Source organism: Polycladospora coralii, assembly GCF_014773435.2.
GTDB lineage: Bacteria > Bacillota > Bacilli > Thermoactinomycetales > Thermoactinomycetaceae > Polycladospora > Polycladospora coralii.
In genome coordinates this window covers 225707-246920 of sequence record NZ_JACXAG020000004.1, presented here as the reverse complement: position 1 = coordinate 246920, position 21214 = coordinate 225707, and the positions used below count along the sequence as shown (strand labels likewise).

The window sequence follows — 21214 nt, the reverse complement described above, 5'->3', positions numbered from 1 at the left end:
TTACCCACTCACCTTTTGCGCTGTTGTATCTTGCCAAACTCCATTAAGTGACCATGTCCGAGATTCTTCTATACGAACAAAGGTAAGTTCACCAATCAAATGCTGAGGACCAACAAAATTAACCAATTTATTGGTTCGGGTACGTCCAGACAAGACATTTGCATTTTTCTTACTAACACCTTCAACAAGCACTTCTACGATTTGACCACGTAAAACTTCGTTCTTACGTAAACTAATTTCATTTTGAAGCTCATTTAATCGTTGTAAGCGTTCTTTTTTTACTTCCATAGGAACATCGTCTTTCATTTTAGCAGCCGGAGTTCCCTCGCGTGGTGAATAGATAAACGTAAACGCCGAATCATATTCCATTTCTCTCACTAATGATAAAGTTTCTTCAAACTGCTCATCTGTCTCTCCAGGAAAGCCTACGATAATATCCGTCGTAAAAACAACTTCAGGTAAGACACGGCGAATTTTATTGGCCAAGTTTAGATAGGTCTCACGATCATATTTACGGGACATCATTTTTAAGATCTCACTACTACCCGATTGTACAGGCAAATGGATATGCTCAACCAAGTTTCCTCTTTCTCCTAGCACCTCAATGAGATGGTCATCAAAGTCACGAGGATGACTCGTTGTAAAACGCACACGAGGAATCCCGATTTTACGCACATCATCCATGAGATGACCAAATTGGTACACACGATCTTTAAAATCTTTACCATATGCATTCACATTTTGTCCTAGAAGCGTAACTTCTTGATATCCGAGACGTGCTAACTCCCTGATTTCTTCTAAAACATCTTCTGGACGTCGGCTACGCTCTTTTCCTCTTGTATAAGGAACGATGCAATACGTACAAAACTTATCACAGCCATACATAATATTAACCCAAGCACGTAGCTTTTCAGTTCTGACCTTCGGCATATCTTCGACAACATCGCCTTCTTTAGACCAGACTTCCACCACCATTTCTTTACTAAATAGTGCATTTTGTAATAAATGTGGGAGACGGTGAATATTATGAGTTCCAAAAATCAAATCTACATGTTGGTAACTTTTCAAAATCCGGTTTACAACTGACTCTTCTTGAGACATACATCCACATACCCCCAGTATTAAGTCGGGGTTTTCCATTTTGAGATGTTTGTAGCGTCCTAGCTGACCAAATACTTTATCTTCGGCATTTTCTCGAATCGCACAAGTATTTAGGAGGATAATACTCGCCACTTGCGCTTGCTCAGTTCTTTCGTAACCCATCTGCTCCAATAATCCAGCAATCACTTCACTATCATGAACATTCATTTGACAACCGAAGGTATCAATGAAGTAGTTTTTCCCTATTCCTACTTGTTGCATTCTTTCCGGAATTTCTTCAAACTTTACAACTTCAATATTTTCTTTTCCACGTTTCTTCGCCTGCTTTAAGTCAGGAGCTACAAAGTATTGACTATAATCTTTCTCCTTAGTACCCATTAATTTCTAACACACCTTTCATCTCTAACATCTATATCAATGAATGAAATCAATTTTTACGTAATCTAATAACTAAACCATTATACATGATTACCACTTTCCCATCAAACAACAAACCTTTTGAAGGTGAACGACGCATCATTTTTATGTAACACGTTCGTAGCTTATGCTATTTTAAATAAATGAAAATCCAATCTATTTGCCATTAAAACTATTTGTATTTATTTTTCAAAATATTTTTTTGTATTTTTACGTCGAAATATGTTGAAATCCCCCTACATAAATGGTTTAATGTCTATAAATAAAATAGAAATCTTTTTTAGCTTCATACACAGCGAAAGGTCAGCTTATAATTTAATATTAATCTACTATTATGCATAATTACATTCCTATATCTAACCTATAAAATTCCACTATACTTTCCTACTCTGCGATCAAGCATTGATCGACCAAACGCCTTATCGGATGTTTAATTATTGAAAAATGGGGTTTGCACTCTCCTCGGCACACAAATCGATATCCTGTTCGAATTTTAGATCTGGAGGGATCAATCATGTTAACGCCAGAAGAAAAAAAATGGTTAATACATACTGTATTAAATCATATGAACAAGCCTAAGCCACACCATTACAATAAATGGACGCCATATGCGACAAATGAACTGTTTGTATGCATATTACAAAAGCTATATATTGAAAACCCGAAGTGGTCACAAGAAGAAAGTTATCATATTTGTTGGTTATTAGATGACCTCTTTCATCACATCCAGATTCCACAGGTTAAACCCCACTTTATTAAAATACTACACGATAAATTCTTACACACCCTTGACTATTGGCCCCGAACCATCTTGTCTTACCCAGAGGAACTTGCCGCAACACAACTCCTCCAACAACTAAACTCTTAATTCACATATCCTCCTATCGTTCTGGAAAAGATATCGATTAAACAGTCCATTATTATAGGGGGGAAAATTTTGTTCCATACAAAGAGCACTTACATCACTTTTTTAGCAATATCCTTAATCGTGATAACTACTGTCGCTTGTCAACCGAAACAACAAGAGGCAAAGCCGAATCCTGACACAATTCAAAAGGTAAGATATCGCTCAAATAGTGAAACCACTGATCAAACCGATCCTAGTGTGAATCCGTTAAGTGAGGCAAGCCACGAGAACATCGATGCGATCATCCGTAAATACGTAGATAACGGTACATTTAGTGGTAATGTACTCGTCTCTCATGCTGGACAAGTGATTCACAATCAATCTTATGGAAAAGCTAATCTGAGTAGCGGTACGATGAATAATAACCAGACTAAATTTGCAATTGCTTCACTTACGAAACCCTTTACAGCCATGGTAATTATGCAATTACAGGAAAAAGGTCAGCTTCAAGAAAGTGATAAAGTAAGTAAATACTTACCTGATTATGCACATGCAGATCAAATCACGATCCATCAACTTTTAACTCATACTTCTGGAATTGCGAGTAACACAACCTTTGAGCCTTACTGGAATCAGCCATTATCTTCTACTCCTGGGACAAAGTATGCGTATAGTAACTCCAATTATTTACTACTGCAAAAAATCATTGAATCCGTTTCCAAACAGCCCTATCTCACATTTCTAAAAGAAAATATATTTTCTCCACTTGGCATGACTCATACTGGCTATAGTAATACAATGAAAGATGTGGACCAAGCAGCTACTGGATATCAGAAAAACCAAAGTGGATCTCCACAAGCCTATTACGTAAGTGGCCTAGACCTAGGTGGAGCTGGTGGTCTTTATTCAACAGTTGGTGACCTCTATAAATGGGGAGAAGGAATACGACTCAATCAACTTGTACAAGAAAACACCAAAAATAAAATCTTCACACCTGACGCAATCCCCCTACAAACATTAAAAGATCGTGGATATGGCTACGGCTGGATGATTGCGAACGACAAAAGCTGGGCGCGTCATCAAGGAACCATCGGTGGTTTTCAATCCTTTATGACCCTCCATTTTCAGCATGATTTTACAATCATTTTACTGTCCAATTACCGCTATGCGCCAGTTGCTGATATCAACCAAGAAATTTCAGATATACTCATAGAAGAAGAGTAGTATTCGTTCATAAAATACGAGAAGCTAGGCGCTCCGTTCTGAGGTTTAGCTTCTTTCCTATGATCACCTTAACCCACAAATAAAAAGGTACAGATAACAATTGATGCGATAAAGCCTACTAAGTCTGCCCATAAACCAACTTTTAAAGCATATAATGACTTCTTTATTCCAACGGCTCCAAAATATACCGTAACTACATAAAGCGTCGTATCCGTGCTCCCTTGAATGGTTGATGCTAGTTTGCCTAAAAAGGAGTCTGGACCGTGTGTTTGTAAAGTACTTTCGACAAATGCAAGCGATCCCGTACCGGATATAGGCCGAAGTATACCAATTGGTAAAACTTCTGTCGGAATATGGAAAAATTGCACAACAGGTGTGAAAAATTGTAAATAGAATTGCATAGCTCCTGTATCTCGAAATATGGCAACTGCTACCAACATACCAACGAGATGAGGAATAATTGAAATCGCAGTTGGAAAACCTTCCTTTGCACCCTCGATGAAACTCTCATATATTGGCACTTTACGAAAAGCGGCATATAAGGGAATAAAGACGAGAATAGCAGGAAGCATAAATTTGGACAATCCGTTAATCCATTCAACCATCTTAAAGGTCCCCTCTATAACTTAAAAATGAGTTTTCATTTCTTTCTTACGATAAAAGCGGTCAAGTAAAATAGCGACTGTTGTGGCACACACGGTTGCTAAAAAAGTTGGGCCGATAATAGAGGTTGGATCTAGCGATCCATGCTCCATTCGAATACCAATCATCGTTGCCGGAACTAAGGTTAATCCTGATGTATTTAAAGCAAGTAGCGTACACATTGCCGGTGATGCTTTATCTGATTGATGATTTAGTTTTTGTAATTCTTCCATTGCTTTTATTCCCATCGGGGTTGCGGCATTCCCAAGTCCAAATAAATTCGCACTCATATTGGATAAAATATAACCCATCGCTGGGTGATTGGGTGGCACGCTTGGAAATAAAAATGAAGCAATTGGTCTTAGTAACTTGGATAACTTAACTAGTAGCCCAGCATCTTGCGCAATCCGCATCATTCCCAACCAAAAAACCAAAATACTGATTAAACCGATACAAACAGCTACTGCATCTTTCGCGCCATTTAAGGCAGCTACCGTGACAAGATCAACTCTTCCTTGAAGCACAGCTGCAATTACACCACTTATTATCATAAATAACCAGATATAATTGATCATGCGTTATCCCCTCCCCATCATCATCGAAAAGACTTGTTTGAATTGCCTCATCAATCTTGCATCCTTAGATTCTCTAGTTGTGACTAACGGGACAGAACCAATTATTTCACCTTTTAAATAAATTCGGGCTGTTCCCACTTGTGTTTCATCATTTTTTACCATCCGTAGCGGGAAACTAATGACAGGTTCAACCACAATGGATCGCTTCTCCTCTTCCGTTAATGGAAATTGAAACAAATGACCTGCTGTGATCTGTACCCGCTCACCCTCATCTGTTTGAAACGATTTTTTGGACATTTTTTGTCCCTCTTTTAAAATGGTCGTTTGTTCATAATGTTTAAATCCATACTCAAACATAACCATGGATTCTTTCCAATCATTTCCATCATCTAAGGTTACCGCTACTAATTGCATACCATCTTTGGTGGCTGATGATACGAGTGTACGATGCGCCTTTTTGGTGTACCCTGTTTTTACACCATTTGCCCATTCATAAAAACGCAACATCTTATTTTTATTATAAAATTTACGCTTCCATTCTTCGTTGGGCCACGAAACTGTTTTCACCTCAGTTTCTACAATTTTTTGAAATGTATTATTTTTTAGTGCATAAGCCGTTAATTTTCCCAAGTCTTCAGCAGAAGAATAGTGTCCTTCTTCATCTAATCCATGTGGATTTTGAAATTGGGTATGTGTTAGACCGAGATGATTTACTTTCTCATTCATCATATAAACAAACCCCTCGACTGAGCCCCCAATATGCTCTGCAATCGCAACTGCTGCATCATTACCAGATCGTAACATCAACCCATATAATAAAGTTTCAAGTGAAATCTTCTCACCCTTTTTCAAATAGATAGAAGAGCCTTCAACACCTTGCGCATTTTCACTAATCGTTACCAACTCATTTAAATCACCATGCTCAATCGCAACAACAGCAGTCATAATCTTGGTCAAACTGGCAATCAATTTTTCTTCACTTGCTTGTTTTTCATATAATACACGTCCAGAAGAAGCATCCATCAGTATGGCGGCTTGCGCACTTGGTGCTAAGTCAGTCTCAGCCCAAACACTCCCGTGCTGAAAGCTCATCAGAAAAAATAAGCCAATCCATAGTCCGCGTACATATCGTTTGCATGTATACACCTCTTTTCACCCCATTCGCGTATCAGAAACTTAATTTCTACCAATATATGCGGACAAGGCTAAAATATGAAAAAGCGATGTCATTCTAGACATCGCAATCATCATTCTTTTTTTTACCTTTTAGTTGTTTCATCAATGAAGGCGCCATATCGATTACACGATCCAATAAATGCGTAGAGCCTTCTACATTCAGTAAACGAACTCCCTCTTTTCCTACCACAATAAATGCTACTGGTGTAATGGATACACCTCCACCCGAACCTCCTCCAAATGGATATTTTGTATCCGATGATTCTTTCTTATCTTCTTTTCCAGAACTTGCTTTCTCATTGATTTGTGATGTTCTAAACTCACTACCACCTGCTGCGAAACCAAATCCCACTTTGGACACGGGTATAATCACTTGTCCATCTGATGTTTCAACAGGTTCACCAATAATGGTGTTGACATCTACCATTTCTTTGATATTTTCCATTGCAGTTTGCATTAAGCTTTGAATGGGGTGATCAGCCATTTTCTTCGATCCTTTCCTTTTCTCATATGAATAACGAGACGAACAGCGGCAAGTATAGCATATCCCAACCGAAAACGAATCATACTATGAAAATGTGTATGAAGTAAGGGTTGTTGAAAAGAAGGGATGACTTCCACTTCAACCGGGCAATTACAATGAACTTGATGACTGATCCAGCCCAAAACAGAAGCTTGAATACCCCACAATCCTCCTACAAGCATACCCGTCTCGGCTGCATCGCCTGTTCCGATTTGCGTTACCCATTTCAACTTCTCACATCTTATTTTCGTAACAAACCATCCAACAATCTCAAAAAAGTGATGGATACGTGCTAAAAGTTGCTGAAAATGATTTTGTGCTTCTTTGATCGATTTTGCTGTAATTTGACTGTCTTTGCTCTGTGACGAAATGGATGCATCTTTTTGCTCAATCTCAATTCCATCATCAACACCTTCCCATTTTAGTTTAGGAATTTGTATGTTGTAATGAATCAGGCCCTTTAAAACGGAAACACGCACTTCACCGTGATCATCTTCTTGTTCACGTTTAAAGAGAATTTCAATCTGTACCGTTATGAAAAAAATAATAAGTAGAAGCATGCTTATACCTGCTAAAATGCTTGCAAAAATGATCAACCATTCATCACCTGCCTACTTTGCATTGTGGACAAACCATCTAAATTTTATTCAGATTGTTTCAGCATAAAAAAAAACAACCTAGATCAGGTTGTTAAGGCGTTTCTTCTTCCACTAATGGCTCGATATCTATTCCTAAACGCTTGTATAATTGTTGCCGCTCTTGCTCCCACTCTTGCCATTGAAAAATGGAGTCGAGCGGAGGTAATTCCTCTAGTGTCGTTAATCCAAAGTAGGTCAAAAAAGCCGTACTTGTTCCATACAATATTGGACGACCTGGACCAGGTTCTCTTCCTTTCTCCTTGATCAGCCCTTTTCGTTGCAACATTTGTAAGGTACGATCACTTTTCACCCCTCGAATCTCTTCAATCTGGACACGTGTAATCGGCTGACGGTAAGCGACAATAGCTAATGTTTCCAGTGAGGCCCGTGATAGTTGCGAACGATTTGGTGATTGTGCCATCTTTTCAAAATAGGTCGTGTGGTCAGATCGTGTAGTCATTTGATAAACTTGCGCTACTTTTACGATCTGTAATCCCCTATCTTGTTCTTTCCAATCCACACGTAATTCATGAATCAACAGATCGATTTCATTTACTGTCTGATCCGTAATGTCTGCTAATTCTTTACTGCTTAAACCGTCATCACCAGCTGCAAACAGTAGTCCCTCAATAACTGCTTTCATATTGTGGTTCATAAGTTCATCTCCGCTAAAAAGGGTCTAATGACAAGATCACCAAATAGTACATCTTGTTGGCAGATCACTTGTTTCGTTTTCATGAGCTCCAATAAAGCTAGAAAAGTCGTAATGACGCGTTCTTTGGTCACCTCAGTCCAAATGAGTAACTGGGAAAAACGTAAGTGGCCTACTTGCTCTAGCTCACTCATAATTTCTACCATTCGCGCACTTACTGAAATCTCTTCTCTTACCATCTCCGTTACGGGTTCTGGTGGGGTACGATGTTGCATCATCTCTATAAAAGATTGAAGTAAATCATCTACGGTTAAACCTTCCACTGGGCTTATTTCTTTCGTATACGGGGATAAATCAATTGGATCTCGTGTGTATACTTGATTTCGCTCCTCTTCTCGTCTCTCTAACACATCTCCTAGACGTTTATAGCGTTTATATTCTAATAAGCGTTCAACAAGCTCAGTTCTCGGATCCATTTCCTCCTCATTCCAAAAAGAGAGTTCATCCTCTACTAAATCTGGTTTAGGTAAGAGCATTTTGCTTTTTAGTGCGATCAGCGTAGCTGCCATAACCAAAAACTCACTCGCAATTTCTAATTCCATTTGTTTCGCTTCTTCTAGGATCTTAATATACTGGTCTGTAATTTGTGAAATTGGAACCTCATATATATCTACTTCTGCTTTCTCTATTAAGTGCAACAATAAATCAAGAGGCCCCTCAAACATATCTAGCTTAAACTTCACATCCATGTATTGTGTCACAACTTTCTGTGCTTAGCGGTCATTAAATAATGTACGATTGAGGTTTACCATTTCAATGGCACTTACCGCTGCTTCATAACCTTTATTCCCCGCTTTTGTACCTGCTCGCTCAATCGCTTGTTCTATATTTTCAGTTGTGATCACACCAAAGATGACGGGAAGTTGGTACTTGAGCGAAGTATGACTGACGCCTTTGGCCACTTCATTACAAACATAATCATAATGAGTGGTTGCACCACGAATCACACACCCTAAGGTAATAATTGCATCATATTTTTTAGTGGCTGCTAAGCGGTCTGCCATATGTGAGATTTCAAACGCTCCTGGAACCCAAATCACGTTAATATCTTCTTCACCTACTCCATGTCGGCGTAGTCCGCCTAAGGCACCATCTAAAAGTTTGGATGTAATAAAGTCATTAAAACGTGCCACAATAATCGCGATTTTATGTCCTTGCCCCACTAAACTACCTTCGTATACATTTGCCATTTCCGATTCCTCCAAGTCATGTTTAGATCATTATAGGTGTAATAAATGCCCCATCTTACTACGCTTCGTTTCCATATATTTTCGATTATCCGGATTGACAGGTAATTCAATCGGTAAGATCTCCCTTACTTCTAATCCATAACCTTTTAAGCCCGTGATCTTGCGTGGATTATTTGTTAAAAGCCGCATTTGCCCAACACCTAAGTCACGGAGGATTTGAGCACCAATCCCATATTCACGCAAGTCATCTAGAAAGCCTAGTTTGATGTTGGCTTCGACCGTATCGTAACCTTCTTCTTGTAACTTGTAAGCTTTCAGCTTATTTAATAAACCGATACCACGACCTTCTTGACGCATATATAGTAGAACACCTTTTCCTTCTTTTTCAATTTTTTCTAAGGCGGCATGAAGTTGTGGACCGCAATCGCAACGTTTTGAGCCAAACACATCCCCCGTCAGACACTCTGAGTGTACACGCACCATTACGGGTTCATCCGGATTAATATCCCCTTTTACAAATGCGATATGTTCTTTGTCGTCTATCTTATTGGAGTATCCCACCATCTTAAAATCACCAAATTCGGTTGGCATATTGACGGAAACAACACGTTCGATCAAATTTTCTTTTTCACGACGATAATGAATCAAATCTTGAATCGTAATCATTTTTAAGTCAAAACGCTGTGCAATTTCTTTTAAGTCAGGTACTCTTGCCATCGTACCATCTTCGTTGATTACTTCACAAATCACGCCAGCAGGGTAAGTATTACATAATCGAGCTAGGTCGATTGCTGCCTCGGTGTGGCCTGCTCGCCGTAAAACACCACCCTCTCTCCCAATGAGTGGGAAAATATGGCCGGGACGTCGGAAATCAGTCGCCCCTTTTAAAGGATCAATCATTTGTTGGATTGTATCCGCACGTTCATAAGCCGAAATTCCCGTCGAAGTAGAAAAAGCATCTACCGATATCGTAAAAGCAGTTCCATGCCGGTCTGTATTTTGTTGGACCATAGGTGGCAAGTCGAGGTGCATCGCTCTCTCTTCCGTAATTGGCATACAAACCAAACCGCGACCATGCGTAATCATAAAATTGATGACCTCAGGCGTTGTTTTTTCAGCTAACGAGACAAAGTCTCCTTCATTTTCGCGATCTTCATCATCCACCACAATAATGACTTTACCAGCTTTTAAGTCTTCAAGTGCATCTTCAATTGGATCAAACATCGGTCTCCCTCCTAATTTGGGCTGTTGCTTTTGCTAAGTTAGGTATATGAGATTCTTTTGCCATATGTTTTTCTAGCCATTTAACAATATACTTTCCTGTCATATCACATTCTATATTGACATAATCTCCTGGGTGCGTATCTTTTAAATTAGTTTCTGCCAGTGTGTGGGGGATGACCGATACACTAAAAAGTTCAGCTTCCACCTCTACCAATGTTAAGCTAACCCCATTGATCGCGATCGAACCTTTTTCCACCATATAATCCGTTAGCCCTGCGGGTGCACGAAAACGATAGACGACGGCATTTTCGATTGGCTCTACATTCATAAGAACCGCTACACCATCTACATGACCTTGAACATAGTGTCCTCCCATCCGCTGTCCTGCTGCTAAAGCCCGTTCCAAATTAACAGGGGTTCGGTGTTTGAAATCACGGAGGTTGCTTCGCTCCATGGTTTCAGGCATGGCATCCGCTACAAAATAATTTTCTCCCTTTTGGGTTACAGTTAGGCAGACACCGTTAACGGCAATACTATCACCTAACTTTGTATCTTCTAGAACGGCTTCACAAGCAATCGTAAGCTTCATTGTATTTCCTTGGGCTACAATTTCTTTAACGGAGCCAACTTCTTCAATCAAACCGGTAAACATGGGATTACCTCCAGCTTTTCGAGTATCCTGATTAAACAGCTCTATCATGTTGATTTTTGAGAGGAGTGAAACAAATTCACTTCCATATCACAAAAGTGGGACATGAGGTAGTTTCTCCCACCGCACAGCACAAAAACCCCGATCTCATTTAAGTCGGGGTTTGTAAAGATTTTTGGAAGAGCAGGTTTTAATAAATTTATTCACTATCAAATAAACCTATATCACAAGTCGATTTTTTACAGACTTGAATACAGGATACACTTCACCTGTTCATCCTTCTCCCATCCAGACTTTCACTGTCGGCTTCGGATTTACACCGAATCCACCGCATCATATGCGGGTCACGGACTAAGGTCATTATGACCATCACCGCCGGTCGGGAGTTTCACCCAGCCCCGAAGGATATGCATATCACATTATACAATTATAAAACTTCATCTATCAAGAAGTATAGCTTACCTATCTGAAAATGTCGAGCGCATTATTTACTTGAACGACGCCACGGCAACCCAACTTGCATACATAAATAGCTAAGTATACAAAAGTATATCGAAATGATCGTCGTATGCACAAGGGCAGCCATCACTTGTCCATCTAACTGAATCGTAATGATACCACTTATCGCTTGTAGTGTAATGAGGACAAATGCCCAAATACTACCTTTTACAAGATCTGAGCGATGCTTATACTTCCGAATGACGACGAGTAAAAACCAAAGTGTAACCAACCACAATGAAATCGCCGCATAACGATGTAACATTTGGATCCCTGCAATGGAAGACAAATTCGGAAAATAAGTAACGCCACAAGCAGGGAAAGAATATCCACATCCCATCGTAGCCTCAGCATGACGCACTAAAGCACCGGTATAAACCACTAAATAGGTATAAAAGGTGAGTCCCCATGTCGCCACTTTCAGACCGCTTGGAATATGAACGAGATCGCGATCAAAAGCTTTATTTTTTGCTAACTGAAAAAGATAAATTGTAAGCAGAACCACACTCGCAAATGATATGAGTGAAAATCCAAAGTGAAGTGCAAGTGCAGCTTTTTGTTCTAATCCTCCACGAAACACCACTGTAAGCGCACCTAAACCACCTTGCAAAACCACAAAAAATAAGCTCATACCGGCCAATAACTTTACTTTTTGATTTTGTTTATATAACATCCAAGAGAAAATCGTTAATAACAAAATTAAAAAGCCTACTCCCCCAGATACAATCCGGTGACTATACTCTATCACCGTTTCAAGTGGGAGTGTTTCCGGAATCAGTTGACCATGACAAAACGGCCATGAACTACCACAACCTCGACCCGATTCCGTCTTTGAAACAATCGCTCCCATAATTAACATGGTATACGTACCTATTACTGTTATGATTGCAAGATAACGAAGCCATCTTGGTGATTGATTTGCGGTCATCATCATTCCTCCTACTCATACCCATCATATCACACGTTCCCGTTCAGATTACGAACCCCATCTAAACTGGCACAAACTCTCCATAACCTCAATGTTAATTTATTTAACACAAATTCCTATTATTTGTGATATAATGAAAATAACAAAAAATAGTGTCATCTTATCTCACAAAGGAGGATATACATGTTTATCGAATATCCACTCACCCTCCCCCAAGGGTATACGAGAAATCAAATTCTTAATATTGCTAAATCAGCAACTTCATTTCCATATGAAATTTACTTTGTGCAAAACGACAAGATTTGTAACGGGAAAAGCTTCTTAGGTATTGTTGCCTTTTTTCTACCCTTAAAAGCTGGAGATACGCTTGTATTACGTTTTTTGCCCCACACCAATCAAGAGGAAATCAATTTTTTAAAAGAAAACTTATTTTCATCGACCCCGCAATCAGAATTAGATCACTTTGAACAGGAAGGATTAAAGAAAACCATGCATGCTTGGCAACACGCTGAGGAGACATGGACCCCTCATGTCCGCCTCACTGCTAAAAGCTTTTTAAAATCGTGATCAATATAATAGAACAGGCGTATCGATTTTATGATTTTTCCATATTACCGTCGCGTATTTTGCTCATCATGCATCCACTCAAAACAAGCTTCCTCTACCACAGATAAAAGAAGACGTGAATGACCTCACAGGTCACTCACGTCTTCTTTTATCCTGTATCATTCGGAAATCCTATACTGTACCCTTCACAACGAAGTTGAAGCGTTTACTCATGCAAGAGAGGTCTTTGAGATAACAATGCCATCTTCATCGACATAGGCATATTGATTCGGTATCCAATTCATGCCGGCAAATTGTACGGGTATATCCCGTTTCCCCTTACCTCTTTTCACACTTTTGCGAGGTGATTTACCTACAGCTAATACACCAATTTCCATCTTGACTAAATCGGCAGTGTCACGCACGCACCCATTTATAATAATACCGGCAAGTCCTCTGTCTATGGCAATAGCAGCTAATCGATCACCTAGTAATGCACAACGCTTTGAACCACCACCATCTACTACAAGTACTGAACCTACCGGTATCGATTCAATTGCCTCTCGTACCAATACATTATCTTCAAATACTGAAACCGTGAAAATCGGACCGTGAAAACTTCTCCTTCCCCCAAAAGAACAGAAGATATCCTCTGCAACTTGTAGAGTTGAACCATGTGCATCACATAAGTCAGTTGTTTTCAAACTCATTCTTGCTTGTTCCCCTCTCTTTTTAAATCTACATAATTATTATAATATATTTTCTTTACAAAGATATAACTTAAATTTCTTACGGTCAGACAATATCAATTATGTAGGTTTAAGATGAGATCAATCGCCTTTCTCGTAATTGGACAACCAAGTGATGCATCATCATGTTCTCTCATTTTCCCAATATCGCCCATACCGATTACAATTGGAATTTGTATCTCATTAAGAACTTCTACTGTATCTCCAAATATACGCAGAGGAACATCAGACATGATATAGCCATTTTTATCCACAGCATGACTTACAATATGTCCTTGATTATTGATTGCCATCTGTATAGGCGTTCCCTTACTACGCATACAATTGGAAGCAACGGCAATCGCTCCTAAAACATCAATTTCGGCATGAGTGGCCACATCTTTTAAAACCTGCTCGCCAATCCCTTGACGACTGTAGCCACAATCATCAAACATGACCAATACTGGATCATGAACAGCACTTTTTATCAACTCTACTAATTCAGGTCCCGATAAGGGGCTCGGATTTCCTGCTGATAAAGAAATACACCTTGCATCTACTTGTTTGGCTACGATTTCTAGTGCTTCTTTAGCTGCTTGATCCCCATCCGTAACCAAAATGACACGTCTTTTTTTCATTCTTCTCAACCTTTTGGTTTAAAAATGACAGCAGTAAGAAAACCAAAAATGATCGCCGCTGATATACCTGCACTTGTGATTTGGAATATACCTGTAAATACACCGATAATACCATGTTTATTCGCTTCGATAAGTGCACCATGAACCAATGCATTTCCAAAACTGGTGATCGGTACTGTTGCACCAGCTCCAGCAAACTCGATCAAAGGCTCATACCACCCAATTCCATCTAAAACCGCACCAGCCACAACCAACGTACTTAGTACGTGAGCAGGTGTAAACGGGGTAAGATCTAATAAAAGTTGGCCAATTACACAGATCAACCCACCCACTAAAAATGCTGCCCAGAATGAACCCATTTATGACCACTCCCATTCAAAGATAGATAAGCCATTCAAACAAAGAACCCACAACTTTTCCTAAAGCCATAGCCATCAGTAAGTACGTTAAATATCTCTGCATATGTAATCGTTTTACCGTGATGGGAATCACATTTACGACTTCAGTTAATGCCGCAGCCAACATACCCACAAAAATACCCATAGATGCGCCTATAAAACTAGTCATTAAAATAGGAAATCCAAGCACTACATTAAAAAAATCCAACCACGTAAAAACCAGTACCCCTAAACTAATCCCGTACTCATAGGAGCGTATTGAATGATAGGTTCGGGTAATTTGTGCTAATCTCGGCACAATATCTAACACCGTAATAAAAGCAACAAACCCGCTTCCAACTACAAAGCCACTTGCCAAGCCAATGATGATTAAAAATCCATCATATAGATTGATCATGTTTTATTTTATCCACTTTCTGTTTTTCATCATTGATCACGTACTGGTCTATAGTTTCTTGATACATATACATTTCCAGCTCCATCGGGCTTGGCTCTTCATTAAATCTCCTTTTAAACATGTGGTTAAAAAAAAGGATCATGCCAACACCAATCCCTATTGAATAGGGAATTTGTAAAAATAATGGACTCTTACTTTTCTCACCCGTTAGCAAAAAGTAAATCCGTTCATGAACCGCTTGCATACTTACATCCGCGTGAAAATTCATGATGGCTAAACCAGATCCAATAAAAAGGAGTAACCAAACCAGTATAACCAGCGACAAATGAGGCTTATGCGCTTTGCCTTTTACTTCTATAATGGTGTGAAGTGGCCCTGTATTTCGAATATCTAAATGCGGATATTGCTCTTGAATTAAGCGAATAATGTCAATTGCCTCTAAGACAGCAAAACTCCCATGCTCTATTTTCACTTCATATACCGGAATGCCACCTATATCAGGAAAGCGATTTTGCATCGTGTATTGACACACATCTTGAATAGAGAGTATACAGCCTGGTGAGGTTATTTTCTTTTTCTTTAATCTTATATATATAGGTGGTTCCAAACAGATCACCTCTCTACCAAAACTGAAATCATGCTTAGTATGCACCACCCCCAATTATTTTACACTACCGAAATAAAACAAAAGATTCTTTTTCCTATAAATGGAAAAAGAATCTTTTGTTTAGGGTTCTATTGATTTACCAAAATCTTCACGCATTCTGGCAATAATTTTCTTTTCCAATCGCGATACTTGCACTTGAGAAATGCTAAGCCGTTCTGCCACTTCAGATTGTGTGTAATCCTTATAATAGCGAAGATAAACAATTAATTGCTCTCTTTCACTTAATCGCCCAATTGAATCTTTCAATGCAATTCGATCAAACCAAGATTTCTCTGTATCATCAGCAATTTGATCCATGAGTGTAATGGGATCCCCGTCATTTTCAAAAACAGTCTCATGAATCGAAGTCGGCGCTCGATTTGCTTCTTGTGCAAATACAATCTCTTCTGAATCTACCTTCATTTCATTTGCAATTTCATGAATGGTGGGTGCTCGATTCAACTTTTTCGATAATTCATCTTTTGTTTTTCTTACTTTATTAGCTAATTCTTTTAAAGATCGGCTTACCTTGACCATGCCATCATCTCGTAAGAAACGTTGGATTTCTCCGATAATCATGGGAACCGCATAAGTTGAAAACTTCACATCATAACTCAAATCAAATTTATCAACAGCCTTTAACAAGCCAATACATCCGATTTGAAACAAATCCTCCGGCTCGTAACCGCGATTTAAAAATCGTTGTACAACGGACCACACTAAGCGAATATTGTGATTTACTAATCGATCACGCGCTTCATGATCTCCATCTTGACTAGCTCGTATCAGTTTTTTCACTTCATTATCGGACAAGTGTCGATGCTTATTATTTCGTACATCTGCCTCCATTTCAAATCCCTCAATTTGCCATCGTTTGCTGATGGTTTTTTAGATTTTTCACTAAATAAATCGTTGTTCCTTGACCAGGGTTTGATTGAATGGCCACTTCGTCCATGAAGTTTTCCATAATGGTAAAACCCATTCCCGAGCGCTCTAACTCGGGCTTTGATGTGAATAGAGGTTGTCGCGCTTCCTTGATATCAGTGATTCCGATACCTTGATCTTGTATCGTCAACTTAATTGTAGTCCCTTCGATTTCAGCACGAATATAAACCATTCCGGTAATATCTTCTTCATAACCGTGAATCACAGCGTTGGTTACCGCTTCTGACACAACGGTCTTAATATCAGTCAATTCTTCTAATGTGGGATCAAGTTGAGATATAAAAGCGCCAACTGCAACTCGTGCAAAAGCTTCATTCTCAGAGCGACTTGAAAACTTTATCTCCATCTGGTTTCGATAAATTCCCATCATGAAGCCACCTCACAAGCTTGAATCGCACTGTGTTCATCTTCGTATATTGGCATTACCTTAAACAGGCCAGACATTTCCATCAATCGGTATACAGATGGTTTTATTCTACATAAACTCATTTTACCGCCATTTTGCGCTACTTTTTTAAACCTTCCCAGTAGCACGCCTAATCCAGAACTATCCATAAAGTCTAACTGCGCTAAATTGATTACGAGATGCTCAGCCCCACCACCTACTAGCTCCCGATCTATGGTTTCCCGAACACGCGTAGCTGTGTGATGATCCAATTCACCTACTAACCCTATAATAAGTACATTTCGACTATTTCTCACGCTTACAGTCAGGCTCAAAGCTCGTTTCCCCCTTTAGCTGTTTCTCTCTTATTTCTACGAACTTCCTATTCTTTCCTTCCCAAAGTTAAAACCTTAATCGACTACTTTTTCTTTTTCATCCGAGATAAACAACACTTCATTTAATGTATGTTTAATCGTAGTCCAAAAACTTGCTTCTTCTATTTTTTCTGTCGTAACTAATTCCATATGCGCAACCGATTTCCCATCTTTTTCGTAGGTTAAATGCCCAAGCACTTCTCCTTCGGGAATCGGAGCCTGCAAATTGCTCCATCTGATTTTTTGCTGATATTGCTTAGGATCATCCCCTTTTTTTAGCAACAAACTAAAAGGATGTTTTGCACGAATTTGCACTTGTTCAGGGTCCCCTTTTTCAATCTCTTTTTGGGCGATGAGATCTCCTTTTCGAAAAACAATATGACTTGTATACTGGCTAAATCCATAGTCAAGCATCCTTGTCACTTCTTGATTTCTTTTTTTACCATTCGGTTCCCCCATCACCACAGCAATTAAACGGAAATCATTTTTTTTGGCAGTAGCCGTCAAACAAAACTTAGCAATAGAGGTATATCCCGTTTTTAATCCATCAAGCCCATCATAAAAGCGAACTAAACGGTTTGTGTTTACAAGCCAAAATGGTTTTTTTGTATCTTGCCTAAGATAATCTTGATATAGACCGGTGTATTTTGTAATTTGTTCATAGTTTAAGAGTTCCTTAGATAAAAGGGCAATATCGCGCGCAGATGAATAATGATTTTCAGCAGGCAAGCCATTCGGATTCTGAAAGTGTGTATTTTTAAGCCCCATTTGTTTTGCTTTCTTATTCATCATTTCGACAAATTGCTCCTCAGTGCCACCAATATATTCGGCCATTGCTACAGAGGCATCATTTGCTGAAGCAATTGATATCGCTTTTAACAGCTCGTCAACCCTCATTTTTTCTCCAGGCTCTAGAAATATTTGCGATCCTCCCATAGATGCAGCATATTCGCTTACATTTACTTCATCGTTTAATGCGATCTTCTTCTTTTCAATGGCCTCCATAATGAGTAACATAGTCATCACTTTGGTAATGCTCGCAGGAGCCAAACGTTTATTTCCATTTTTCTCAAAAATAATCGTACCAGAATTTGCATCCATCAGTATAGCAGACTGGGCCTCTGGCGCTAAATTTTGTTCGGCTTTTACAGATAAGGTAGGTACAAAAAACATACAAAATAAATGACAAACTAACACCTTAGCCCAAAACGACTTCAACATGATATCTCCCTCCATTTCAAGGTAGTTCTAGTTTTAACGAATGTGGAGGTAAATATCCCTATAGGTGAAAATGTATATAGGTATAAAAGGATCAGGCTAAGGGGAAATTGTTAGAGGTAGATGTTTTTAGGCATATTTTTAGGCATATAAAAATAAAAAACTTTTGTCTTGTACAAGACAAAAGTTTTTTACCATCAATTATTTTGTTTTGATCACTTCAATTTTAGCGTAACCATCTTTGCGGAGGAATTTCCCATCTTTAATTTTCTTAACTTTGATTTGCAAGCCATAATTAGGTAATTTTTTACCCGCTTCAGGAAGGTATGGGCTTGTATAATCATTGCTATCATTAAAGACCCTAATCGGGTTTAAAGGCTCATAACGCATTCCAAAGTCTGGATATTGAACATCAATTTTTGACGTTTTCTTCAGACCAAATGCTGCATCACTGATTTGATAACGGGTATCAGCAATGTTGCCATTGTTCCAGTAATGTCCTCGTTGATGAGCATCTACTACTCCCAAGAAACCTTCCCCAGGATGGTTTCCAGTCATGTTGTCCGTTCCATAACTACCGTCATAGTACCAGACGACAACACCTGGATCATATTCAAGTAGGCTGTTGCTACGACGGATATGCTTCAATCCTTTATCTACACCATTATGTGAACGGTATTCAACCATATAGTAGTGAGGAAAAGCTATTTTAGCTCCATCGAAGTATTCAAATCCAGCTAGCGTAAATTTCGCTTTACCTTCTGCATTATCCGTAAATACAGCTTCACCGTCAGCTTCTACTGCAATGTTATCCACATAGAAACCTTCTTGCACCCAAGCTATATCTGTAACATAGTTAAACTCGATCTTAATCTTCTTACCTGCAAATGCCGTTAAGTCAAGTTCTTCTTTCACCCAACCATCGGTCGTATCATCATATGCAATGAGTTGGGTTGGCTCTGTTGCTCCATCCGCATATACATTCACATATAAATAATCATAACCTGGTTCGATATCTCTGAATGATTCAAAGGAAAGCTTAGCTGCAGACTTACCTGTTAGATCAATTTCAGTAGATGTCATTTTGGTGTTTAATTCGTCACCTTTAGTGGAGAAATAAGATTTCGTTCCAAGCGGTTGCGTGATTGGGTCAACCAGTTTATCTGGTAAATCAATTTTGATTAATTTACCTTCATCCGTTTTGGCAACTGCTTCTTTAAGCGTATATCGATATCCTTTATTTTCAACTAATGCATTATAATCAATCGTTTTTGGATTAGGCCATTCCCCACCAAATGTTTCATTGAAGAACAGTTTTGCCCATGGACTGAATCCAGTCGGTTCAGTTCCTAAAGTTTTTCCAGACCAACTACCGCCTGACATGAGAGACCAGTAACCAACAGGTGATCCTTCACCGGAGTATGCAATATCGTACTCATCTGGTAGTCCGAGATTATGCCCATATTCATGTGCAAATACACCAACCGCACCATCTTCTGGTTGAATGATATAATCATAAGCCATTAAGCTTGTCCCAGGAATTTCAACGGGTTGGTTATCGATTACAGAACGATGCGACCAGATCGCATTTTCACCTTGTGCGCCACCGCCTGCTTCCTCACCCATACCTGCATGTACGATGAAGAGGTTGTCCAATAGACCATCGGCTTCCATCACGTTGCCATCGCCATCGATATCATATGGATCGCGTTGGTCAAATTTCGCTTCGTTTCCAGCGATTTGTTTACCGACGGTTTCTAAAGTCTCTTTTACAAGCTCACGAGGACGAACGTCGTTCAATTCAAATGTGTCTGTTTTGTAGTGTGCACCATAGTATTCAGCTGTGTGCTTAGCCTGAATCCACGGTGTAACTTCTCCATCTACATCCCAAAAACCGCTGGATTGCTCTAAGTAGTATTTCTTAAAGGTAATCAAATTTTTACCTTCATACTTAAATGGTTTTTTAGAAAACAAAAGATTTTCATAATGTTGTGGATTAAAATCACTCAACCAGAAATCATTTGCAGATTCGCGTTCGATGCTATTGTGCTTAAAGTCTGAATATTCAATAAGTGCAACGACTGCATGATCTGTGTATTTTTCAGTTTTCTTCTTGTTCTTAAATTTACCCTTCAAGCCAGATATGGTATTGGCGACGTCTTCTTGTAACTTTTTCTTGTTTTTGTAAATCTTTTTACCAAATTTACTGGAAGTATCAATCCCTTCCGTAGCACTATTTGGATTTTCACCTTTTCGTACAAACTCAGTTACTGCTTTTTCAATCTCAGCTGGAGTAGCGTTTTCTTTCAAAACACCCTTGTCCACTAGAGATTTAGCTAATTTTTCTTCGTTTACAATCGCCCAATCAATATGATCTTTTTTTTCCACTTCTTTATGCAACGGGGGCTGTGATGAGTTCTTTGCGAAACTTGCAGTTGGTACACTCAACATCGCTCCGACTACTAAAGAGGTTGAAAGTAAAGCGATTACTGGCTTGTTTAGATTCAAACCGATTCCTCCCTCAATTTATTGAAATACAAACTTAATTATAAACAAATTAGATTATTTTGCAACATCATTTTTATGGATTATAAT

Annotated in this window: 25 protein-coding genes and 1 riboswitch; of the genes, 3 read left to right on the top strand and 22 right to left on the bottom strand. The window is 39.0% G+C overall.

Annotation, left to right across the window (positions count from 1 at the left end; translation table 11 throughout):
* Entirely contained in the window at positions 1-1479 is a 1479-nt protein-coding gene (gene miaB, locus IC619_RS10895; protein ID WP_191139735.1) for a tRNA (N6-isopentenyl adenosine(37)-C2)-methylthiotransferase MiaB, read from the bottom strand.
* Between the two features lie 553 nt (positions 1480-2032).
* On the opposite strand from miaB, the gene IC619_RS10890 reads away from it, so the two are divergent.
* Both IC619_RS10890 and IC619_RS10885 read left to right on the top strand, forming a co-directional pair.
* Positions 2033-2386 carry a hypothetical protein gene (locus tag IC619_RS10890; RefSeq protein ID WP_191139736.1) on the top strand — a complete coding sequence of 118 codons (354 nt, stop codon included), beginning with the start codon at positions 2033-2035 and terminating at the stop codon, positions 2384-2386.
* A 69-nt stretch (positions 2387-2455) separates the two neighbouring features.
* The gene (locus tag IC619_RS10885) at positions 2456-3589 is read left to right on the top strand and encodes a serine hydrolase domain-containing protein (protein ID WP_191139737.1); all 1134 of its coding nucleotides are present in this window, start codon (positions 2456-2458) and stop codon (positions 3587-3589) included.
* Between the two features lie 68 nt (positions 3590-3657).
* Here IC619_RS10885 and IC619_RS10880 read toward each other — a convergent pair whose 3' ends face one another.
* From IC619_RS10880 to IC619_RS10830, 11 genes are all read right to left on the bottom strand, one after another.
* Positions 3658-4194, bottom strand: a complete 537-nt coding sequence (locus IC619_RS10880; protein ID WP_191139738.1) for a spore maturation protein — start codon at positions 4192-4194, stop codon at positions 3658-3660.
* 21 nt (positions 4195-4215) lie between these two features.
* A complete protein-coding gene (locus tag IC619_RS10875; protein ID WP_191139739.1) occupies positions 4216-4806 on the bottom strand; it encodes a nucleoside recognition domain-containing protein in 591 nt (196 codons plus the stop codon).
* Positions 4807-4809: 3 nt separating this feature from the next.
* Positions 4810-5952: a D-alanyl-D-alanine carboxypeptidase family protein gene (locus IC619_RS10870; protein ID WP_347239787.1), complete on the bottom strand. Its 1143-nt coding sequence runs from the start codon at positions 5950-5952 to the stop codon at positions 4810-4812.
* 85 nt (positions 5953-6037) lie between these two features.
* Entirely contained in the window at positions 6038-6466 is a 429-nt protein-coding gene (gene ytfJ, locus IC619_RS10865) for a GerW family sporulation protein (RefSeq protein ID WP_191139740.1), read from the bottom strand.
* Entirely contained in the window at positions 6439-7101 is a 663-nt protein-coding gene (locus tag IC619_RS10860) for a DUF2953 domain-containing protein (protein ID WP_191139741.1), read from the bottom strand. The genes ytfJ and IC619_RS10860 overlap by 28 nt, the downstream gene beginning before the upstream one ends.
* A 94-nt stretch (positions 7102-7195) precedes the next feature.
* Positions 7196-7798: an SMC-Scp complex subunit ScpB gene (scpB, locus tag IC619_RS10855; RefSeq protein ID WP_224749711.1), complete on the bottom strand. Its 603-nt coding sequence runs from the start codon at positions 7796-7798 to the stop codon at positions 7196-7198.
* Complete coding sequence (locus IC619_RS10850; protein ID WP_224749712.1) at positions 7795-8496, bottom strand: segregation and condensation protein A; 702 nt, start codon at positions 8494-8496, stop codon at positions 7795-7797. The genes scpB and IC619_RS10850 overlap by 4 nt, the downstream gene beginning before the upstream one ends.
* 72 nt (positions 8497-8568) lie before the next feature.
* Positions 8569-9045: a 6,7-dimethyl-8-ribityllumazine synthase gene (gene ribH / locus IC619_RS10845; protein WP_191139743.1), complete on the bottom strand. Its 477-nt coding sequence runs from the start codon at positions 9043-9045 to the stop codon at positions 8569-8571.
* Between the two features lie 30 nt (positions 9046-9075).
* A complete protein-coding gene (locus IC619_RS10840) occupies positions 9076-10269 on the bottom strand; it encodes a bifunctional 3,4-dihydroxy-2-butanone-4-phosphate synthase/GTP cyclohydrolase II (protein ID WP_191139744.1) in 1194 nt (397 codons plus the stop codon).
* Positions 10262-10921 carry a riboflavin synthase gene (ribE, locus tag IC619_RS10835; protein ID WP_191139745.1) on the bottom strand — a complete coding sequence of 220 codons (660 nt, stop codon included), beginning with the start codon at positions 10919-10921 and terminating at the stop codon, positions 10262-10264. The genes IC619_RS10840 and ribE overlap by 8 nt, the downstream gene beginning before the upstream one ends.
* A gap of 269 nt (positions 10922-11190) precedes the next feature.
* A riboswitch (FMN riboswitch) is annotated at positions 11191-11328 on the bottom strand.
* 74 nt (positions 11329-11402) lie between these two features.
* Positions 11403-12344 carry a COX15/CtaA family protein gene (locus tag IC619_RS10830; RefSeq protein ID WP_191139746.1) on the bottom strand — a complete coding sequence of 314 codons (942 nt, stop codon included), beginning with the start codon at positions 12342-12344 and terminating at the stop codon, positions 11403-11405.
* A gap of 183 nt (positions 12345-12527) precedes the next feature.
* On the opposite strand from IC619_RS10830, the gene IC619_RS10825 reads away from it, so the two are divergent.
* The gene (locus IC619_RS10825; RefSeq protein WP_191139747.1) at positions 12528-12911 is read left to right on the top strand and encodes an HPr family phosphocarrier protein; all 384 of its coding nucleotides are present in this window, start codon (positions 12528-12530) and stop codon (positions 12909-12911) included.
* 209 nt (positions 12912-13120) lie between these two features.
* On the opposite strand, the gene rraA is transcribed toward IC619_RS10825, so the two are convergent.
* From rraA to IC619_RS10775, 10 genes are all read right to left on the bottom strand, one after another.
* Positions 13121-13600 (bottom strand): ribonuclease E activity regulator RraA, encoded by a 480-nt coding sequence (gene rraA, locus IC619_RS10820; protein ID WP_191139748.1) that lies wholly within the window; start codon positions 13598-13600, stop codon positions 13121-13123.
* 95 nt (positions 13601-13695) lie between these two features.
* Positions 13696-14256 (bottom strand): stage V sporulation protein SpoVABEA, encoded by a 561-nt coding sequence (gene spoVAEA / locus IC619_RS10815; RefSeq protein ID WP_191139749.1) that lies wholly within the window; start codon positions 14254-14256, stop codon positions 13696-13698.
* A 5-nt stretch (positions 14257-14261) separates the two neighbouring features.
* Positions 14262-14615: a stage V sporulation protein AE gene (gene spoVAE / locus IC619_RS10810; protein ID WP_191139750.1), complete on the bottom strand. Its 354-nt coding sequence runs from the start codon at positions 14613-14615 to the stop codon at positions 14262-14264.
* 16 nt (positions 14616-14631) lie between these two features.
* Positions 14632-15051 (bottom strand): stage V sporulation protein AB, encoded by a 420-nt coding sequence (locus IC619_RS10805; RefSeq protein ID WP_191139751.1) that lies wholly within the window; start codon positions 15049-15051, stop codon positions 14632-14634.
* Positions 15035-15658, bottom strand: coding sequence for a stage V sporulation protein AA (locus IC619_RS10800; RefSeq protein ID WP_191139752.1), 624 nt, complete (start codon positions 15656-15658; stop codon positions 15035-15037). Before IC619_RS10800 ends, IC619_RS10805 begins: the two co-directional genes overlap by 17 nt.
* A gap of 120 nt (positions 15659-15778) precedes the next feature.
* Positions 15779-16546, bottom strand: a complete 768-nt coding sequence (gene sigF, locus IC619_RS10795; RefSeq protein ID WP_191139753.1) for an RNA polymerase sporulation sigma factor SigF — start codon at positions 16544-16546, stop codon at positions 15779-15781.
* A 10-nt stretch (positions 16547-16556) separates the two neighbouring features.
* Positions 16557-17012 carry an anti-sigma F factor gene (gene spoIIAB / locus IC619_RS10790; RefSeq protein ID WP_191139754.1) on the bottom strand — a complete coding sequence of 152 codons (456 nt, stop codon included), beginning with the start codon at positions 17010-17012 and terminating at the stop codon, positions 16557-16559.
* Positions 17009-17362 carry an anti-sigma F factor antagonist gene (gene spoIIAA / locus IC619_RS10785; RefSeq protein WP_191139755.1) on the bottom strand — a complete coding sequence of 118 codons (354 nt, stop codon included), beginning with the start codon at positions 17360-17362 and terminating at the stop codon, positions 17009-17011. Before spoIIAA ends, spoIIAB begins: the two co-directional genes overlap by 4 nt.
* A 75-nt stretch (positions 17363-17437) precedes the next feature.
* Entirely contained in the window at positions 17438-18622 is a 1185-nt protein-coding gene (locus IC619_RS10780) for a D-alanyl-D-alanine carboxypeptidase family protein (protein WP_224749714.1), read from the bottom strand.
* 198 nt (positions 18623-18820) lie between these two features.
* Positions 18821-21127, bottom strand: a complete 2307-nt coding sequence (locus IC619_RS10775; RefSeq protein ID WP_213260886.1) for an immune inhibitor A domain-containing protein — start codon at positions 21125-21127, stop codon at positions 18821-18823.
* Positions 21128-21214 lie beyond the last annotated feature (87 nt).

What these genes read in the sequence shown, in the direction of transcription:
- miaB (WP_191139735.1), bottom strand. Translation starts at nt 1,479, where the DNA reads ATGGGTACTAAGGAGAAAGATTATAGTCAATACTTTGTAGCTCCTGAC.
- IC619_RS10890 (WP_191139736.1), top strand. Translation starts at nt 2,033, where the DNA reads ATGTTAACGCCAGAAGAAAAAAAATGGTTAATACATACTGTATTAAAT.
- IC619_RS10880 (WP_191139738.1), bottom strand. Translation starts at nt 4,194, where the DNA reads ATGGTTGAATGGATTAACGGATTGTCCAAATTTATGCTTCCTGCTATT.
- IC619_RS10875 (WP_191139739.1), bottom strand. Translation starts at nt 4,806, where the DNA reads ATGATCAATTATATCTGGTTATTTATGATAATAAGTGGTGTAATTGCA.
- ytfJ (WP_191139740.1), bottom strand. Translation starts at nt 6,466, where the DNA reads ATGGCTGATCACCCCATTCAAAGCTTAATGCAAACTGCAATGGAAAAT.
- scpB (WP_224749711.1), bottom strand. Translation starts at nt 7,798, where the DNA reads ATGAACCACAATATGAAAGCAGTTATTGAGGGACTACTGTTTGCAGCT.
- ribH (WP_191139743.1), bottom strand. Translation starts at nt 9,045, where the DNA reads ATGGCAAATGTATACGAAGGTAGTTTAGTGGGGCAAGGACATAAAATC.
- IC619_RS10840 (WP_191139744.1), bottom strand. Translation starts at nt 10,269, where the DNA reads ATGTTTGATCCAATTGAAGATGCACTTGAAGACTTAAAAGCTGGTAAA.
- ribE (WP_191139745.1), bottom strand. Translation starts at nt 10,921, where the DNA reads ATGTTTACCGGTTTGATTGAAGAAGTTGGCTCCGTTAAAGAAATTGTA.
- IC619_RS10830 (WP_191139746.1), bottom strand. Translation starts at nt 12,344, where the DNA reads ATGACCGCAAATCAATCACCAAGATGGCTTCGTTATCTTGCAATCATA.
- IC619_RS10825 (WP_191139747.1), top strand. Translation starts at nt 12,528, where the DNA reads ATGTTTATCGAATATCCACTCACCCTCCCCCAAGGGTATACGAGAAAT.
- rraA (WP_191139748.1), bottom strand. Translation starts at nt 13,600, where the DNA reads ATGAGTTTGAAAACAACTGACTTATGTGATGCACATGGTTCAACTCTA.
- spoVAEA (WP_191139749.1), bottom strand. Translation starts at nt 14,256, where the DNA reads ATGAAAAAAAGACGTGTCATTTTGGTTACGGATGGGGATCAAGCAGCT.
- spoVAE (WP_191139750.1), bottom strand. Translation starts at nt 14,615, where the DNA reads ATGGGTTCATTCTGGGCAGCATTTTTAGTGGGTGGGTTGATCTGTGTA.
- IC619_RS10805 (WP_191139751.1), bottom strand. Translation starts at nt 15,051, where the DNA reads ATGATCAATCTATATGATGGATTTTTAATCATCATTGGCTTGGCAAGT.
- sigF (WP_191139753.1), bottom strand. Translation starts at nt 16,546, where the DNA reads ATGGAGGCAGATGTACGAAATAATAAGCATCGACACTTGTCCGATAAT.
- spoIIAB (WP_191139754.1), bottom strand. Translation starts at nt 17,012, where the DNA reads ATGATGGGAATTTATCGAAACCAGATGGAGATAAAGTTTTCAAGTCGC.
- IC619_RS10780 (WP_224749714.1), bottom strand. Translation starts at nt 18,622, where the DNA reads ATGTTGAAGTCGTTTTGGGCTAAGGTGTTAGTTTGTCATTTATTTTGT.